Below are 16,489 nucleotides of genomic sequence, written 5' to 3'. Positions count from 1 at the left end.
GTTCAAAGTTAAATTTTAATACAAGGTCATTTTTATAAACTTATTAAATCTGAAATGATGTAGGGGCGTTATGGCATATTTCTTGGGGTTTTTATATCTAGCGGCATATATAGTGATTTACGTGTCATTGTTATTGCTGCCTTATTATGTTGCTTATTCTATTATCGAACCTCATAGCTTTTTGGGTGTAGTGGGTGTATTTATTTTAGGCTCAGTAATCGTACCTCTAACTTTAGGGGTGGCATTTTTAGTATTTGGAAGCTTTTTTGTCGCTTTTGATAAATTTAAAGAAAAAATAGCTCAAAACCCTCAATCACAACCTTTATCTGCATATAGTAACGAAAGCTCACCATTAGATGTAACGCCTAAACCAGAAAAGGAAAGTTCAAAGGGTGTTTGGATTTTTTCAATTTTAGGTATTGGGGTATTAGCAACAATATTATTTGTTGGCTCTATAGTAACTAAAAAAACTGAAGAGCCTAGTGCTGATTATGAAACAGCTCCTTATGAAGAATCTGCAGATGATACCTCAACACATTATCTTTACACTGATACATCTAATGATGAAATAACTGATCCTTATTTAGCTAATACTACGATTACAGATAATTATAGCTACATGAATGATGCTGTAGATGAATTTTTAGAGATACTGTCAGATTCGGGAATTTCGGGAGTGGCTAGAAGTGTTCGTGATTGTTATGTAAATACAGAAATTGATAACCTCTATTGTCTTTATCTAGATAATGCTGCAAGACTCATGGATAATGCTGTTGCTAATCAGATGGGTTTCAATCGCGATGAGTATTTGAGAGATGATAGGGTTTTAGCTCGAAATCAAAAGTATTATTATATACCTACGAATACAAGTCATTTGGCATCTGATCATCAAAAAACAATTGAAATTCAATTGATAAGCCTGCTAAATAAAAAGGTACAAGCAAGAAGACATAAATCTGACACTAATAGTGGTATATCTACAGAAAACTCAGCCTCATATTCTCATAATAATTCTTATGATTCTCGTTTAGGTGTTGAGATGAGTCAGAATTTTAATAAAATTACCAATAATGCACCTGAACAGCTAGAGCCTGAATCGGTAGCAAATGGTGGTGATACTGGGGCAGAAGAGAATAATGAATTAGAGGTTGGTTATGAATAAGTTATTTTTGGCAATAATAGTATGCGGTATTTCATCTGTTCAAGCATCTGAATGGGAATATTTAGGTGAAACGGATGAATTTAGATATGAGCTGGATCGGCAAAGTATCCGAAAAATACCAACTGGTTATTCAACTATATCGAGTAATGTTACTCAATTTTGGGTAAAAAAAATCGTTATTAATGATATTTCAAAAGATGGGCTGGGACTGGGTGATTATACTAAAAATTTGTACCATGTAAATTGTAGTGCAGATCTCTTAGGATTTAAAACCGAAGTTAAATACAAAGGGAATAGAGTTATTGATAGCTATACAGATTCGTATGTGAAAATGACACCTATTATTCCCGATACAGTTGGTTCAAGTTTTGCTAAGGCAATATGTGATCATTGATGTATGGTGAGTTGGTAGTTAAAGGCAAGTGATCACGTTTATGGGCGACCCTGCTAAGATGAAGTAGTTCTCTCATATTATTTATGATGTGTTGGTAAATAGTCGGTAAGATATCTGAAAATTAGTTATTCATATCTCATTATTAAGATTGGGCTTATGCTTAAAATCGTTATAGAAAAAATAACATGAACGGCGACGTTTTAGTTCGTACTTCATAGTAGTTGGTTTATGTAATATAAAGTAGGGGGGAAGGATGTTAAATGAAATTTTAATAATGATTGGGGTTTTGCTAGTAATAGTTATTAGCTTATTTCTTTTTAAGAAACCTTCTGGAAAAAAGATAGAGGAATATTGGGATTCTGGACAGTTAAAGCGTAAATATTATTACAAGGATGGTTTGGGATGTGTAGGAAAAGATTTATTTTTTTTTCGAAATGGTAAATTAAATAAATCTAGAAATTGGAAAAACGATAGCCTCGAAGGTGTTTTTGAAATTTTTTATAGTACTGGCCAAAAATACATAAAAGGAAGCTATAAATTTGGAAAATATGATGGAAAATATGTGGTTTTCGATAAAAAAGGTAAATTAATCTTAGAATGTATGTTTAAAAATGGGCAATTGTTAAATAAAGTTGAACATGTTGATAGTCAAATTTTTAGGACAAAACTGCAATTAGAAAATAATGTTGAATCTAGTGAGATTAGAGAAAAATTTCAGATTGCAAAAAGAGAGTATGCATATAGTAAATCTATAGAAGAAACAAAAGATTCAGCTAAAAACGAAGCAGGTATTTTATCCGGTATCAAAAAAATAGGGAAAGTAGCGACGGGAATACAGGGTATTCAAGATAGATCAAGTGCTAGTAACATACAAAATATTTGTGAAAAGTATTACCAAAGGGCTTTCGATTTAACAGAAGAAAAAAGGGAGCTTCTGAATACTCATATTAATCGATTTGGAAGATATAGACTTGATGCTCTACATAATACTACGGGTAGATTTCTAGGTTTACTTAAAGATATGCAACAAGAAAATAAGATAAAGGAATATAAGATCTTAGAAGGTATAGGACTGACGACAAGTGTCATTGAAAAAATGGAAAAAATTGATATGGCAGCATCTAAGGCACTTGCCAATTCAGCTGCAGTTGGCACTTTAGGAGCGGCCGCGGCAATGGGAACTCCAGCTCTAGTCACATCAGCTGTTGGAGCTTTAGCCACGGCTTCTACAGGAACTGCAATTAGTAGTTTAAGCGGGGTTGCTGCGACAAATGCAACTTTAGCTTGGCTAGGAGGTGGGAGTATTGCTGCTGGCGGAGGTGGAATGGCTGCTGGAGCTACAGTTCTGACGGGAATTACAGCGGGTGCAACAGCAGGCGTAGGTTTACTTGCTGCGGGTTTACTTGCTTCGACGCATTACTCTAAAAAATTAACTGAAAGTAAAGAGTATCAAGCTAAAATAGAGACTGAAGTTGAGAACATACAAAAATTATGGGTTTTACTTGATGGTATTGCAAAAAGATCAAATGAATTACAAGAGGTCACATATCAATTAGAGGATACTATTATTAGGCAGTTAGATTTACTAGATCCATTAAGTATTGATTATAATACAAACGATGAATATTACACTTCTACATTCCAAAAAGTGGCAATCTTAATTAAATCTATGAGTGAATTAGCTCAAACTCCATTGTTAGATGAAAATGGGAATACTTCTGCTGAAAGTACAACAATTATAGAAAATACTTATTCGATATTAAATACGGAGTTAGCACATGTCTAAATCTCAAAGTTTTTATGAAGCAGCAAAGCAAAAGATTAAAGAGCAGGTATCTGAATTTATCGATCAAAATAAAGGTAAAATAAAAATATCAGTGGAAAAAGTTGTCGATGAAGGGGTTAAAAGTTTTCAAGATGCAGCAATAAATAAAGCTGATGATTTTATGAATTTTAAGAAGAAAAATAAAGATATAAACTCTAATAATAGTAAAGACCAAGTTCAAAATAATAGAGAAAAAGTGGTAGTAAAAGCAGAAAATGATTTTGATGATCAGGTCAGAAAAGACTTGGTTGGAACTGTCAAAAGTATAGCTGCAGGAAACCCTGCTGAGGCTGCACAAGTATTAAAACGTTTTATCGAGGTAGCGGGTGATGTAGCAAAATTTACTGAACAACAGAAAACAGTAAGAAAAGATATTGAAGCCAAGAGAGATAAAGATATTGCTCAAATTCAAGCCCAAAAAGAAATTATCATGAAATATTTGGATAAGTCCTTCGATGAAAGAAAAGAAAACTTTTCAAAACTTTTCCAAGTAATAGACCATGCAATATCAAATAATAATATGCAACAATTAGCAATGGGTTTAGATAGTATAAATCAATTAGCAGCTACCTCTCCATTTAAAACTTTAGCAACACTAGAATCTACAAATGAAGCTATTAAAGATAAAAATCATATATGGGATTTTTAAATTAAATAGCTCTATGGATAAAAGTGGTTAGAAATATGGTTTACCTCAAGTGGCAGATCAACATTAAGATGATATCACTGAGTTGTGTCGACATATTTGGATCAAATAACGTAAGCATGGTTGAGTTTGTCGAAAAACTCAACCCAATGAAATTACATTTAAAGCAGTAAAGAAAAAAATTTAAAGTGAGGGAGATTCCGTATTTTATGAACTATTGGATGTTAGGGGCAGATTGGGATGGTGATGATCAAACATCCAATTTTATTGAACAAGGTATTTGGCAAAATGGATATACCGATAAATTTTTAGATACTGTTAAAAAAGTACAAGTTGGTGATAAGGTTGCTATTAAAACTGTTTATGTCCAAAAGAATAATTTGCCCTTTAATAATTTTGGCTGTGATGTCAGTTGCATGAAGGTAAAAGTCATTGGCGAAGTGACTGAAAATGTGGGGGATGGACGTACATTAAAAGTAAAATGGGAGCCACTGGCTCAAGAACACCTCATTTATCTTTATACATATTGGCATACGATTATGCGTATTGCCCGTCCATTTGTTAAAGAATGGATTTTTGATAAAGTGCCACAAAATTATACTGAATTAGAAGAAATTTATAAGAAAAAATCAGGACGAGTAGAAGATAAATTATCTGATGAGCAAATATTAGATCACTTTAAAACAGTCGATGGCTATTTAGAAATAATACAAAATGAGGCGCATAAATCACTCTTTTTAGAACTTATTCGTTTTATGCATGATATTCCGCTTGATTGGTGGATTACACAAAGTGATAGTAAGCATCAAATTCGATTCGGTGAAAACAAAAGTTATAACGGGGTACATAGCACTAATCGTATTCTAGGCTTCTTAGATTTTAAGCCCGAAGGATTATTTTTAACATCAAATCAGGATGATTTTTTCTCTGCACAAGAACGTATTCATTTAACGCATGAAGTATTGAATGAATTAAAAAAAGGTGACTTTGTTGCAATTGATAAGGAAAGAGAACCTTTTATTGGCTATTTGCCGAATGACTATATAGATAATACGATGATGGAAAAAACCATAGAACATACAGATCAAACAGTACACCCTTTAAATCGTATTTTATTTGGTGCCGCAGGTACAGGTAAAACCTTTCACAGTATTAACCATGCCTTATCAATTATTGAAAATAAGCCCCTCGAAGTTTTAGAGGAAGAAGATCGCACGGCTTTAAAAACACGGTTTGATCAGTATAAAGAGCAAGGTCAGATTAAGTTTGTCACTTTCCATCAAAGCTTTAGCTATGAGGATTTTGTTGAAGGGATAAGGGCTGAGAGCCAAAAAGATGAATTGGGTAAATCTGAGATTACGTATCCAATAGCTTCGGGCGTATTTAAGAGTATTTGTTCACTTGCGTCTGAGGGGGAGTTTGATTCAACTACATCTAACTATGAAGAATTAATAAATATTGTAGTAGATAATTTATTAAGTAAATTAAAAAATGATGAATTGGTTGTGCTCCAAACTAAAACTGGTAAGAAGTTTAGTCTACATCAAGGATCTGGTGATAAAAATATTGTCTACAGAACAACATCTGGTTATAGCAATTCTATTTCAATTGCGAGTGTAAAAAAAGAATTGAAGTTAGAACAAGAAGAGAGAAAAACCCACCCAGTATATGAACCAAAACTTGTTGAATTTTTACAAGAAGACATAAAAAAAATAATGCGGAAGCAAAATCCATTAAAACCTCCCTATGTTCTCATTATTGATGAAATCAACCGTGGCAATATTTCACGTATCTTTGGGGAGTTAATCACGTTAATTGAGGATTCAAAACGCCAAGGTGCTGAAGAAGAGTTATCAGTAATCTTGCCTTATTCCAAAAAAGAATTTTCTGTCCCAAGTAATGTTTACATTATTGGCACCATGAATTCATCAGACCGCTCTTTAACTGGCTTAGACATAGCGTTGCGCCGTCGCTTTACCTTTATTGAAATGCCACCAAAACCAGAGCTATTGAATGACATTGAGGTGGAAGGGCTAAATATTGGTGAGCTATTAAGGGTCATCAATCAACGTATTGAAGTACTGTTAGATCGTGATCATTGTATTGGTCATGCTAACTTTATGAGCTTAAAGAAAGATCGTACTCGTGAGCATTTAGCAGCAATCTTTAAACAAAAAATTATTCCACAGCTTCAAGAATACTTCTTTGATGATTGGTCGAAAATCAATCTTGTTTTCTTTAATAATAAAATGATTATTGAAGATCAAGAGATCAATATTTCAGGATTATTCCCACCGAATACAGGGGAAGATATTCATTATTCTGAACAAAAGAAAATATGGAAAATCAATGAGGAGGCATTTAAAACCATAGATGCTTTTGTTTCTATACTTGGTGCGAAAGGCTAAGTCTCATGGCAGATTTTACCGTCCGAGAATATGCCTTCATCAGCGTTGCTTATGAAGGTTGTCCTAAGTCTAGTCTTGATCATGCTTATATCACTGAATCTGCATTCGAGCATTTGTGTGAGCTCTCGGCTTCATTTTCTAAGCACGGCGCAAAAGTATTTGAATTGGCTGGACGTAGAAAGCTAAAGCTAGATCAATATGTCGGGGTGATTGAAACCCCATGCGGTACACGGATTGAAATCCTACCAAAGCATGTAGAGCTCAACGGCGAAGGTGATCAGGAGATTATTCGCCAAGAGCGTAAACTCCTGCAAAAAATGCTCAGTGTTTCTTTGCATTTACCGTATCGGGAAGCAGGTAGTGCTAATTTAAACCGCTTCAAACAGCCTTTGCATGAATGGATCATCACGCAGTTTCTTGCTTCGTTTGAGCGTTTGGTACAACGAGGTTTACGTTTTGACTATAATCGAGTACAAGAGGAACAAAAGTTTTTACGTGGGCAATTACAGCATGTGAAATACATGCGTCAGCCAACGACCAAGAAACATATCTTTCCGATTGAGCATGATGTGTATGAGGTGAATCGACCTGAAAATCGTCTGATTCGTACAGCATTAGAAGTTGTGTGTAAAAAAACCAAAGATGCAAACAATTGGAAATTGGCGCAAGAGCTGCGACTCATGACCAATGAGATCCCTCGAAGCCACAAAATTAAGCAGGACTTTAGGCAATGGCAGTCAGGGCGCTTACTTGCTTTGTATGCTGAGATCAAACCTTGGACGGAGTTAATCTTAGGTGAATACATGCCTGTATCTACTCAAGGAGAGTGGTGTGGCATGAGCTTACTCTTTCCGATGGAAAAGCTATTTGAGCACTATGTTGCTTATCATCTACGCCGTAACTTACCTGACTATACTGTGAAGACACAGCATGCGACGGAGCATATTTGTCAGCATCAACAACGCAGTATTTTTAAGCTTAAGCCGGATATTTTCATTCAGTGTCCAGATGACAAGCCGATTGTAATGGATACTAAGTGGAAGCTGATAGATCAAGGTGATCGAGCTGGACGTTATGGTTTGAAAGATAGTGATATTCAGCAAATGTTTGCCTATAGCTACTATTACCTCAAACATGACAGTAATGTTGTACTTGTCTATCCATATCGGAAGGACAAGTTTACGCAGCCATTAGATGACTTTGAGTTTAGGCTCACCGCTAGTGCAAAACTACGTGTCATACCGTTTAATGTAGATGATCCACAGAGTTTTAAGGTGGTTGATTGAGGTTTACAGGTTTTATCTAATTGGTTAAGCATGTTTTTATCAAGTAGTGTTTTAGTGGTTTTCACCTGTTACTTGGATCTGGTATATGTCGGTGGAATTCGCTTTTGCTTCGAGGGTAGAGGAAGCAGTCTAAATTTTTAGAAAAGTAAAATATATAAGTCATAAAACCTTTTCGGTTGCGTTTCTTTTGTATGCAGGCGTTACAAGACTAAAGCCTAGAGCATTAACTCTGGGCTTCATTCATGATCTTTGGGTAAAAAATAGGTAATACATTAGCAATATGACTGAATAAATATTTGTTGTTGTTAGTAATTTTAGGCGAGTTAAACTGCCACCATCACAGCTACTTTACTAAATATGGCTATGTATTACGTTATTGATAGCTGGAATGTTAAAGTCTAAAACGTGTTATTATTTTATATAAAATTATGAAATATATAGAAATATAGGTTTATTTTTTGTTTGTTTTTTTAATCAAAATTATGAAAAAACTATAACAGTAAGAGAAAATAATTTAATAAAAATGGTGTGCTTTTTTAATTTGGTGTGTTGTAACTAAATTTTCATATATATTTAACTAGACATTAATTATTCAATTCAAAAACTTTTCTTAAATCTGGCTTGGAGAATGGAATTGCTTGTTACCCGTTATAAGCCTTGGATCATGATCATACTACTGGTTTTGCTCGTCAGTTTTGCTATATATCGCTGGTGGCAAGGACCATTGTTACCTAGTTATGAAGTCGTATCCAGTCCATTGATTCAGACAGTTGTTGCTTCAGGACGGGTAGAGAAAGTATCTCGGACTCAGATTGGTAGTGAAATTACAGGGGTTGTTCTTGAGCGCTTGGTTCAAGAGGGAGATCGGGTCTCTCGAGGGGATGTTCTTTTAGTACTGAAACCTGATGAAATTTCAGCGCAGGTGCGGCAGGCAGAAGCTGAATTAAAGGAACTCGCAACCACTAGACGTCCGCAAGCAGAATTCGATTTAGCGAATGCCAAAGTGAAATTAGAACAGGCTCAAAGAGAGGCGGTACGCAGACGAAATACCGAATTAGGAATATTATCAGCAGAGGAAAGGGAGAAATCGATAGAGGCAGAAAAACTCGCCCGTAATAATTTGGAATCAGCTCGATTAAAAGTTGCTTCACTTGCCCCAAATAAAGTTGAAGAGACAAAATTACGCGAACGACTCGCTGCACTTCAAGCGCAACTTGCCAAGACCAAAATTCGTGCAGAAGTTTCGGGTATTATTTTAACGCGTAATGTTGAGCCAGGGGATCTGGTACAACCGAGTCAGACTCTCTTCACTATTGCACTGGATGGTGCGACTGAAATACGAGTGCCATTTGATGAACGAAATTTACCACTGTTGGCTTTACAACAAAAAGCCGCAGTGATTGCAGATGCCTATCCAAATCAATCTTTTCCTGCCCATATTAATTTTATTGCTCCAAGTATTGATGCTCAACGTGGCACAGTAGACGTCCGATTAACAGTTGATCCAGTCCCAGGTTTTCTGCGTCAAGACATGACGGTATCGGTAAATGTTGAAACCAACAAGCGCGAGCGAACCTTGGTCATTCCAAATGATGCTTTAAGCAGTATAAGTGGCAACAAGGCTATGGTCATTTTAGTAAGAGATAGAAAAATTCAACGTCATCCTATCACACTGGGTTTACGTGGTTTGGTTATGTCTGAAGTTGTAGCTGGATTGAAAGAAGGTGATCACGTCCTTACCGATGCAGAATCAGTGCTTAAAGATGGAACTCGTGTCCGAATAGAGAAAACTAAACCTGTTTTCCAGAGTCAAACGGATCAGAAAAATAGCAAAAATGAATTACCGGTGAAATTCGATTGAAAAACTTTTTTAGGCGACTTTGGACCGAGTGGACCATCGCAATCAGTTTTTTGCGAGAGGGTCGCACACAGTCGATGATGATTACCATTGGCGTCGCGGTGGGGGTAGCTGTCATTGTGTTCATTAGCGCCTTAATTCAGGGTTTACAATCGAATATTGTAGAAAGAACTTTAGGGACACAGGCGCATATTCGTTTGCTCTCACCAGATGAGGTGAATCGTATTGTGCCACCAGCAGCAGGAACACTTCAGTTGTTACAAGAAGATAAGCGTGCACAACGCTTACGTTCTATTAATAATTGGCAGCAGATTACTGGGACTTTAGATCATTTACCGGTGTTGACTGCGGTTTCTCCTGTGGTCTCAGGTCCTGCATTTGTACAGCGCGGAGATGCGATTCAATCTATTGCATTGGTTGGTATCAACCTTGAACGTTATCAACAGATTATTCCGTTGAAGCAATATATGGTGAGTGGTGAATTACAGGTCAGTGCGGATAATGTATTAATTGGGCGTCAATTAGCCAAAGATTTGGGTGTGCAAGTTGGGAGCAAATTAAGATTAGATACCGGGCAACAGAAAAATGCAGTTGTGAACATCTCTGGAATATTTGAATTGGGTGTGCGTGAATTGGATGCGCGCTATGTCTATCTGGATTTGAAACAGGCGCAATCTTTACTTAATTTGCCGGGTGGGGTCACCGTGATTGATCTGACGATCCAAGATATTTTTAAGGCGGATCAAATTGCCTCACAAGTTGGACGCCTAACTGGCTTAAAAGCAGAAAGCTGGATTGAAACCAATGCTCAATTAATGAATGCGATTACCGCTCAAAGTCTTTCTACAAACATGATTATTGTTTTTGTAGGGATTTCAGTCGCTTTTGGCATTGCCAGTGTGATGTCGGTGAGTGTGGTGCAACGGACTCGGGAAATCGGTATTTTACGTGCGACGGGGGCGACACAAGCACAAATTTTAAGAGTTTTCTTGTTTCAGGGAGCAATTTTTGGTCTGCTTGGTTCGATGCTTGGTAGTGTAGTCAGTTATGGTTTGATCTGGGGATTTAATCAGTTTGGTCCCGGCTTGTTTTATATTTCGATTTCAATCAAGCTTATCTTGTCGGCATTATTCTTGGCGACAGTGACAGGTATTTTGGCTGCTGCAATACCATCCCGTCGGGCTGCTGCACTTGATCCTGTGGAGGCAATTCGTCATGTTTGATCCATCTCAGGAAGTACTGCGTTTAGAAGCATTGCGAAAGTCTTACAATGTTGGGCAGCCTAATGAAGTGGAGGTATTACATGGAATTGACCTGTGTATTCAACGGAATGACTTTGCTGCATTAATTGGTCCTTCTGGTTCAGGCAAAAGTACTTTACTGAATATTCTCGGCTTATTAGATCAGCCTAGTCGTGGTGAGTTGTACTTGTTGGGGCAGGCTACAAGCCGTATGGATGATACGGCTCGGACAGCATTACGAGGCAATAGTATAGGTTTTGTGTTTCAGTTCCATCATCTTATACAGGCTTTTACTGCCTTACATAATGTACTCATGCCATTAATGCTGAAGCAAGGTAAGCCAGATCAATCTGCGTTGCAATATGCCCATGAATTATTGGCCGCTGTAGGGTTAGATAAGTTCGCTGACCGTAAACCCAATGAGCTTTCTGGAGGGCAGCAGCAACGCGTAGCGATTGCACGTGCACTGATTACTCAGCCTGCACTATTGTTGGCCGATGAACCGACAGGTAATCTGGATACTCAAACTGCTGCGGAAATGTTTGAATTATTTCGTAAAGTACATCGCGAACATGACTGTGCAGTCTTATTGGTGACTCATGATCCTAGATTATCGGCGACCTGTGATCGAACCATTAATTTGGTGGATGGGAGAATTCAGAGTGATTCCAAACACGAGATGGAATGAGCCGGAATGTAGATCACTCTTCTGGTAAAAGCAGTTCAAAACATTGAGTAGACATCAAAATTCTAGCACGATATAAGAACAAACTTGTAAATCGATAAATTATAACCCTGTGTAATTTGAATAAAATATTTTTCAGATTTAGTTCACTAAATCTAATCTAGAGAAAAAATGAGTACAAGATTTTTCAATATTAAGAGTATTAAAAAAAACAAAGGTTTACTGCTTCTGATCATTTCTTTTTGGCTGTACTAAGCGGATTAATTCGCACAATACAGCTCGTACAGCTTTTGCATCAAACTTAAGACCTTGGGATCACTCAGACGATAGAAAATCTGTTTACCCTCACGTCGTGTGCTGACCATGTCAGCCTTACGTAGGACAGTCAGTTGTTGTGAAAGTGTAGGTTGATGAATGTCAGTGGATTCTTCAATTTCCTGAACATTCATTTCCCCATCCACCAGGACACATAAGATTTTCAGGCGATCAGGATTGGCCAAAACTTTCAGGCATTGGCTGACGAAATCGACTTGAGAAAAATCAATTTTGGCATTTTCAGCAATCATATCCATAAATGTCCTCACAACTTTTGATGTAGCCCGTGCAGTTTACATAATTTACCATAAAACTGCTTGATTAATATTTTTTATTATATAATATAAAAAAGTATAGTGTATAGAGATTGATTCATCATGCATGACTTCCTCATCGCATTTATTGGCGGTTTAATACTCGGACTTTCCGTGGTTGGCTATCTTTACGTCAATGGCCGTATTGCGGGAATCAGTGGTTTGATTGGGCAAGTATTAAACTCAAAAACCAGGTTTAAAACGCCTGCAATCTGGTTTTTATCAGGCTTGATCATTACACCGTTTATTTATGGTCTATTTGTACAACCTGAAATCGAATTGAATGCCAGCCCACTGATGATGATTGTGGCAGGTCTACTGGTGGGTTTTGGGACACGTCTGGGTTCGGGTTGTACCAGTGGTCATGGAATTTGTGGCATCAGTCGCCTGTCTAAGCGTTCTATCATCGCGACCATGACTTTTATGTTTGCAGGTTTTGTCACCGTTTATATTATCCGTCATATCACAGGAGCATTCTAAAATGAAAAATGTGTTTGCCTTTTTATTTGGTGCACTGTTCTCTGTGGGGCTGATGGTATCGGGTATGTCCAATCCGGAAAAAGTACTCGATTTCTTGGATCTGTTTGGTGACTGGGATGCTAGTCTGGCCTTTGTCATGATGGGCGCGATTGCGGTGGCCTTTATTCCTTTCCAGAAAGTATTACGTACGGCACAACCGAAAACAGTATTTAATGAACCTATTGATTTACCTAAAAATAATCAGATAAATAAGAATCTGATTACGGGTGCGGTTTTATTTGGTACAGGTTGGGGCATTGCCGGCATCTGTCCGGCACCAAGTTTTACCTTGATCGGTTTGGGCCACTATCAAGTGCTCTATTTTATTGTAGCAATGCTGGTGGGTGTATGGATTCACCGTAAATGGTCAGGAGCTTAACGATGTCAAACTTACCTATAGTAAAAGATTTTTTTCACGAAGATACCAATACCTTCAGTTATGTTGTACGTGATCCTGCGACCAAAGCCTGCGCCATTATTGATAGCGTTCTGGATTATGATCCGGCATCAGCAAGTACATCAACTATTCATGCCGATAAAATTATTGCCTATATTAAAGAGCAGGGTTTAACGGTTGAGTGGATTCTCGAAACCCATGTACATGCTGATCATCTGACTGCTGCACAATATCTCAAAGCTGAGTTAAGTGGCAAAATTGCCATGAGCCAGAAAATTGGCATTGTACAGGAAACCTTTGGTGCGATTTATCATCTGGATATTAAACAATGGAATGCCCAGCAGCTCTTTGATTATTTATTTGAAGATCATGAGTCGTTCCAAATCGGAACATTGAAAGCCTATAACATTCCAACACCGGGACATACGCCTGCTTGCCTGAGTTATGTCATGGGTGATGCCGTGTTTGTGGGTGATACCTTATTCATGCCAGATTATGGAACAGCGCGCTGTGATTTCCCGAAGGGAAGCGCATCAATCCTTTTTGATTCAATACAAAGTTTGTATCAACTGCCTGAGAAAACACGTGTATTTCTCTGCCATGATTATTTGCCAGAAAAGCGCGATACCTATATGTGTGAAACGGATATTCAGACTCAAAAAAATCAGAATATCCATATTCACGACGGCACGACCAAAGATGATTTTGTTGAAATGCGTAATAAGCGCGATGCGGGTTTAAGTATGCCCAAACTGATTTTACCTTCGATACAGATCAATATGAAAGCAGGACAATTCCCTGAACCCGAAGAGAATGGTGTTTCTTATTTAAAACTTCCACTGAATTACTTCAAATAGGCAAATTTTAAGATTAAACAACAAGTTTTGTTTAATTGGTTTGGTAATAGAGGGGGGCACTAGCGATGTGGATGCTAATACTTGAAGGACTGGCCATCGGTGGTTTGCTTGGGTTAACCGGTGCTGGTGGTGGCATTCTGGCCGTACCCGCACTGATGGCAAGTCAAGGATGGACGGTCGCACAAGCTGCACCTGTTGGCTTGCTTGCAGTCACTTTATCTGCCTTGGTTGGAACATTTGAAGGCTTATTTAAGAAGATAGTACGCTATCGGGCTGCGCTTTGGATTGCACTGATTAGCATTCCTTCAGCACGTTATGGTGTGCATCTGGGAGGAATAATTTCTCCTGTATGGCTTACCTTAGCATTCAGTTTAGTCATGCTCGTGGTTGCTTACCGGATTTTTTTTAAAAAAGTGAATGACCATACAGGTGTGCTGTGTAAAGTTAACCAAACAACTGGTCGTCTGATTTGGAACATGAAAACTGCATTGTCTCTCGGTGCCATTGGTGTCGTGGCAGGTTTATTGACTGGTTTGCTTGGGGTAGGTGGGGGATTCGTGATTGTTCCAGTACTGAGTAAAGTAACTGATCTTGATATGCGCAGTATTGTTGCGACCTCGTTGATGATTATTTTCCTGATAGGTGGTGTCAGCATTTCAGCTCATATTTTAGATGGTTTTCAATACCCCGTTTCGGTCACGCTGACTTTCGTTTTAGCTTGCATGGCTGGGATGTTGATTGGTCGAAGTTTGATGCCTTTAGTTAAGAATAGTCAAATCCAAAAGGTTTTTGCCATAACTGTCATAAGCGTAGCATTTTATTTAATTTCTACAGTCATCATAACTTAATACAAGCAAGAGATTAGAGCCAAATTTAAAAACTGCATTTTAAAGACATGAATATTTAATCAGAGACCAGATTTCTAAAGATCGGAAGAGGTAAAGAGTAATGAAAACAGCAGAACAATTAATTTCAATGGCAAAAAACCGAATTCAAGAAGTGACGGTAGACGGCTTACTTGAAGCCATGAAAAACCATAAAACCATTCTGATTGATGTTCGGGAACCGGATGAATTTCAGGCGGCAGCGATAGACCGAGCCGTGAATTATCCTCGTGGTGTTTTAGAAATGAGAATTCACCAGCATCCTGTGGCGAGCCATCATTGCGATACCTTGCAAGCACTAGAATATCTTAAAGATCAGCCGATTTATTTGATTTGTGGGACGGGTGGCCGATCAGCTCTGGCTACAGATACTTTACAGAATATGGGATTTACTCAGGTGAAATCTGTTCAGGGTGGATTCCAAGCATGGCTAGAGCAGGGTTATCCAGTAGAGAAATAACTAGATTTCTATTTTAAGTCTAACTTAAGTTTATGGACATTCAAGTGAGAAAATCATGAAGTACAAAGAATTAACTCAAAATATTTCAGGCAGTTTAAAGACATTAGCGCAGGATTCTCCTGATTTAATGAAAAGTTTTAATCAATTGTCACAAGTTGCAATGCGAGATGGTGTTATTGATCCTAAAACAAAAGAACTGATTGCCTTAGCGATTGGTGTTGCAGCACGATGTGATGGATGTATCGGTTTTCATGTCAGAACCCTAGTCAAAATGGGAATGACATTGCAAGAATTAGAGGAAGTGCTTGGTGTTGCAGTTTATATGGGGGGCGGTCCTTCATTGATGTATGCCGCTAATGCATTGGAAGCATTTAAAGAATTCACAGCTTAATTTTTTCAATCATTGGGAAACGATATGAATCAGCACTGGGATAATCTTTATTCGCAAACACAGGATCTGTATGGCATTTCGCCCAATCATTTTATTCAACAGATAGCAGATCAGGTTCCAATTGTGGGAAAAACTCTTGCTATAGCAGAGGGTGAGGGGAGGAATATCCTTTATTTGACTAGGAGCAGTTTGTTAGATGAGGGATGTTCCTAATGTGAGTTGAGAATCCGAAAAGAAGCTTTAGCTTCTTAATTTAATTGACACCGTTTCAGAAATACCTAAATGGGAGGTTTTTGATTGATTCAGGAGCTTTTCTTATTTATTGGTACTTGTAGTTAATCATATATTCCATATTGCGTATATTTGAATATTCATATATAAAAAGCTGTCTGTTTAAGAGATTATGCTCATGGATCAAATGCCAAAAGTTCAAATTTACCATAATCCTGCCTGTGGCACGTCTCGTAACACTTTGGCGCTTATTCGCAACACGGGGATCGAACCAGAAGTAATTGAATATCTGATTACGCCACCATCAAAAGATCAGCTGATTAAAATGATTCAGGACTCTGGTTTAAGTGTTCGTGATGTGTTACGCAAAAATGTAGATGCTTATACTGAACTTAATTTAGACGATGCGAACTGGACAAATGAGCAATTGCTTGATGCTATGTTTGAACATCCCATCCTGATTAACCGTCCTTTGGTCGTGACAGATTTGGGCACTCGTTTATGTCGCCCATCTGAAGTAGTGCTAGATATTCTACCTTTGCCGCAATTAAAAGCTTTCGCTAAAGAAGATGGTGAAGTTATCATTGATGAGCAAGGCAGACGCTTAAAATAAAAG

17 protein-coding genes are annotated in these 16,489 nt (G+C 37.7%); 16 read left to right on the top strand and 1 reads right to left on the bottom strand.

The genetic code is table 11. From position 1 onward, the window contains the following. Nucleotides 1-70: 70 nt before the first annotated feature. The 9 genes from EXE09_RS18980 to EXE09_RS03615 all read left to right on the top strand — a co-directional run bounded on the left by EXE09_RS18980 (nucleotide 71) and on the right by EXE09_RS03615 (nucleotide 11,508). Entirely contained in the window at nucleotides 71-1,162 is a 1,092-nt protein-coding gene (locus EXE09_RS18980; RefSeq protein ID WP_228257156.1) for a hypothetical protein, read from the top strand. Beyond that, complete coding sequence (locus tag EXE09_RS03650; RefSeq protein WP_130116376.1) at nucleotides 1,155-1,556, top strand: surface-adhesin E family protein; 402 nt, start codon at nucleotides 1,155-1,157, stop codon at nucleotides 1,554-1,556. Before EXE09_RS18980 ends, EXE09_RS03650 begins: the two co-directional genes overlap by 8 nt. A 253-nt stretch (nucleotides 1,557-1,809) precedes the next feature. Beyond that, complete coding sequence (locus tag EXE09_RS03645; RefSeq protein ID WP_130116375.1) at nucleotides 1,810-3,342, top strand: toxin-antitoxin system YwqK family antitoxin; 1,533 nt, start codon at nucleotides 1,810-1,812, stop codon at nucleotides 3,340-3,342. Then, a complete protein-coding gene (locus EXE09_RS18945; protein WP_213073879.1) occupies nucleotides 3,335-4,030 on the top strand; it encodes a hypothetical protein in 696 nt (231 codons plus the stop codon). The genes EXE09_RS03645 and EXE09_RS18945 overlap by 8 nt, the downstream gene beginning before the upstream one ends. A 218-nt stretch (nucleotides 4,031-4,248) precedes the next feature. Continuing rightward, on the top strand, nucleotides 4,249-6,435 hold the full coding sequence (locus EXE09_RS03635; protein ID WP_228257155.1) for an McrB family protein: 2,187 nt from the start codon (nucleotides 4,249-4,251) through the stop codon (nucleotides 6,433-6,435). A gap of 5 nt (nucleotides 6,436-6,440) precedes the next feature. Continuing rightward, nucleotides 6,441-7,721, top strand: coding sequence for an McrC family protein (locus EXE09_RS03630; protein WP_130116374.1), 1,281 nt, complete (start codon nucleotides 6,441-6,443; stop codon nucleotides 7,719-7,721). A gap of 634 nt (nucleotides 7,722-8,355) precedes the next feature. Continuing rightward, entirely contained in the window at nucleotides 8,356-9,582 is a 1,227-nt protein-coding gene (locus tag EXE09_RS03625; protein WP_130116373.1) for an efflux RND transporter periplasmic adaptor subunit, read from the top strand. Further along, entirely contained in the window at nucleotides 9,579-10,802 is a 1,224-nt protein-coding gene (locus EXE09_RS03620) for an ABC transporter permease (protein ID WP_130116372.1), read from the top strand. The genes EXE09_RS03625 and EXE09_RS03620 overlap by 4 nt, the downstream gene beginning before the upstream one ends. After that, nucleotides 10,795-11,508: an ABC transporter ATP-binding protein gene (locus EXE09_RS03615; protein ID WP_004984479.1), complete on the top strand. Its 714-nt coding sequence runs from the start codon at nucleotides 10,795-10,797 to the stop codon at nucleotides 11,506-11,508. The genes EXE09_RS03620 and EXE09_RS03615 overlap by 8 nt, the downstream gene beginning before the upstream one ends. 257 nt (nucleotides 11,509-11,765) lie before the next feature. On the opposite strand, the gene EXE09_RS03610 is transcribed toward EXE09_RS03615, so the two are convergent. Continuing rightward, nucleotides 11,766-12,077, bottom strand: a complete 312-nt coding sequence (locus EXE09_RS03610) for an ArsR/SmtB family transcription factor (RefSeq protein ID WP_004984482.1) — start codon at nucleotides 12,075-12,077, stop codon at nucleotides 11,766-11,768. Between the two features lie 120 nt (nucleotides 12,078-12,197). Between EXE09_RS03610 and EXE09_RS03605 the strand changes: the two genes are divergently transcribed. From EXE09_RS03605 to arsC, 7 genes are all read left to right on the top strand, one after another. Beyond that, nucleotides 12,198-12,614, top strand: a complete 417-nt coding sequence (locus tag EXE09_RS03605) for a YeeE/YedE family protein (RefSeq protein ID WP_121594791.1) — start codon at nucleotides 12,198-12,200, stop codon at nucleotides 12,612-12,614. 1 nt (nucleotide 12,615) lies between these two features. Then, nucleotides 12,616-13,032, top strand: a complete 417-nt coding sequence (locus tag EXE09_RS03600; protein ID WP_130116371.1) for a DUF6691 family protein — start codon at nucleotides 12,616-12,618, stop codon at nucleotides 13,030-13,032. A gap of 2 nt (nucleotides 13,033-13,034) precedes the next feature. Further along, the gene (locus EXE09_RS03595) at nucleotides 13,035-13,907 is read left to right on the top strand and encodes an MBL fold metallo-hydrolase (protein ID WP_130116370.1); all 873 of its coding nucleotides are present in this window, start codon (nucleotides 13,035-13,037) and stop codon (nucleotides 13,905-13,907) included. Between the two features lie 65 nt (nucleotides 13,908-13,972). Continuing rightward, the gene (locus tag EXE09_RS03590) at nucleotides 13,973-14,755 is read left to right on the top strand and encodes a sulfite exporter TauE/SafE family protein (protein WP_117008074.1); all 783 of its coding nucleotides are present in this window, start codon (nucleotides 13,973-13,975) and stop codon (nucleotides 14,753-14,755) included. A gap of 100 nt (nucleotides 14,756-14,855) precedes the next feature. After that, nucleotides 14,856-15,251, top strand: a complete 396-nt coding sequence (locus tag EXE09_RS03585; protein ID WP_004988491.1) for a rhodanese-like domain-containing protein — start codon at nucleotides 14,856-14,858, stop codon at nucleotides 15,249-15,251. Nucleotides 15,252-15,306: 55 nt separating this feature from the next. Then, a complete protein-coding gene (locus tag EXE09_RS03580) occupies nucleotides 15,307-15,642 on the top strand; it encodes a carboxymuconolactone decarboxylase family protein (RefSeq protein WP_004988488.1) in 336 nt (111 codons plus the stop codon). Between the two features lie 409 nt (nucleotides 15,643-16,051). After that, nucleotides 16,052-16,486, top strand: a complete 435-nt coding sequence (gene arsC, locus EXE09_RS03570) for an arsenate reductase (glutaredoxin) (protein WP_130116369.1) — start codon at nucleotides 16,052-16,054, stop codon at nucleotides 16,484-16,486. Nucleotides 16,487-16,489: the final 3 nt, after the last annotated feature.

Source organism: Acinetobacter sp. WCHAc060025 (assembly GCF_004209355.1).
Lineage (GTDB): Bacteria > Pseudomonadota > Gammaproteobacteria > Pseudomonadales > Moraxellaceae > Acinetobacter > Acinetobacter wuhouensis.
Note: the sequence above shows the minus strand (reverse complement) of the source record. Positions and strands in the feature narration are given on the sequence as shown.

What these genes read in the sequence shown, in the direction of transcription:
- EXE09_RS18980 (WP_228257156.1), top strand. Translation starts at nt 71, where the DNA reads ATGGCATATTTCTTGGGGTTTTTATATCTAGCGGCATATATAGTGATT.
- EXE09_RS03650 (WP_130116376.1), top strand. Translation starts at nt 1,155, where the DNA reads ATGAATAAGTTATTTTTGGCAATAATAGTATGCGGTATTTCATCTGTT.
- EXE09_RS03645 (WP_130116375.1), top strand. Translation starts at nt 1,810, where the DNA reads ATGTTAAATGAAATTTTAATAATGATTGGGGTTTTGCTAGTAATAGTT.
- EXE09_RS18945 (WP_213073879.1), top strand. Translation starts at nt 3,335, where the DNA reads ATGTCTAAATCTCAAAGTTTTTATGAAGCAGCAAAGCAAAAGATTAAA.
- EXE09_RS03635 (WP_228257155.1), top strand. Translation starts at nt 4,249, where the DNA reads ATGTTAGGGGCAGATTGGGATGGTGATGATCAAACATCCAATTTTATT.
- EXE09_RS03630 (WP_130116374.1), top strand. Translation starts at nt 6,441, where the DNA reads ATGGCAGATTTTACCGTCCGAGAATATGCCTTCATCAGCGTTGCTTAT.
- EXE09_RS03615 (WP_004984479.1), top strand. Translation starts at nt 10,795, where the DNA reads ATGTTTGATCCATCTCAGGAAGTACTGCGTTTAGAAGCATTGCGAAAG.
- EXE09_RS03610 (WP_004984482.1), bottom strand. Translation starts at nt 12,077, where the DNA reads ATGGATATGATTGCTGAAAATGCCAAAATTGATTTTTCTCAAGTCGAT.
- EXE09_RS03605 (WP_121594791.1), top strand. Translation starts at nt 12,198, where the DNA reads ATGCATGACTTCCTCATCGCATTTATTGGCGGTTTAATACTCGGACTT.
- EXE09_RS03600 (WP_130116371.1), top strand. Translation starts at nt 12,616, where the DNA reads ATGAAAAATGTGTTTGCCTTTTTATTTGGTGCACTGTTCTCTGTGGGG.
- EXE09_RS03595 (WP_130116370.1), top strand. Translation starts at nt 13,035, where the DNA reads ATGTCAAACTTACCTATAGTAAAAGATTTTTTTCACGAAGATACCAAT.
- EXE09_RS03590 (WP_117008074.1), top strand. Translation starts at nt 13,973, where the DNA reads ATGTGGATGCTAATACTTGAAGGACTGGCCATCGGTGGTTTGCTTGGG.
- EXE09_RS03585 (WP_004988491.1), top strand. Translation starts at nt 14,856, where the DNA reads ATGAAAACAGCAGAACAATTAATTTCAATGGCAAAAAACCGAATTCAA.
- EXE09_RS03580 (WP_004988488.1), top strand. Translation starts at nt 15,307, where the DNA reads ATGAAGTACAAAGAATTAACTCAAAATATTTCAGGCAGTTTAAAGACA.
- arsC (WP_130116369.1), top strand. Translation starts at nt 16,052, where the DNA reads ATGGATCAAATGCCAAAAGTTCAAATTTACCATAATCCTGCCTGTGGC.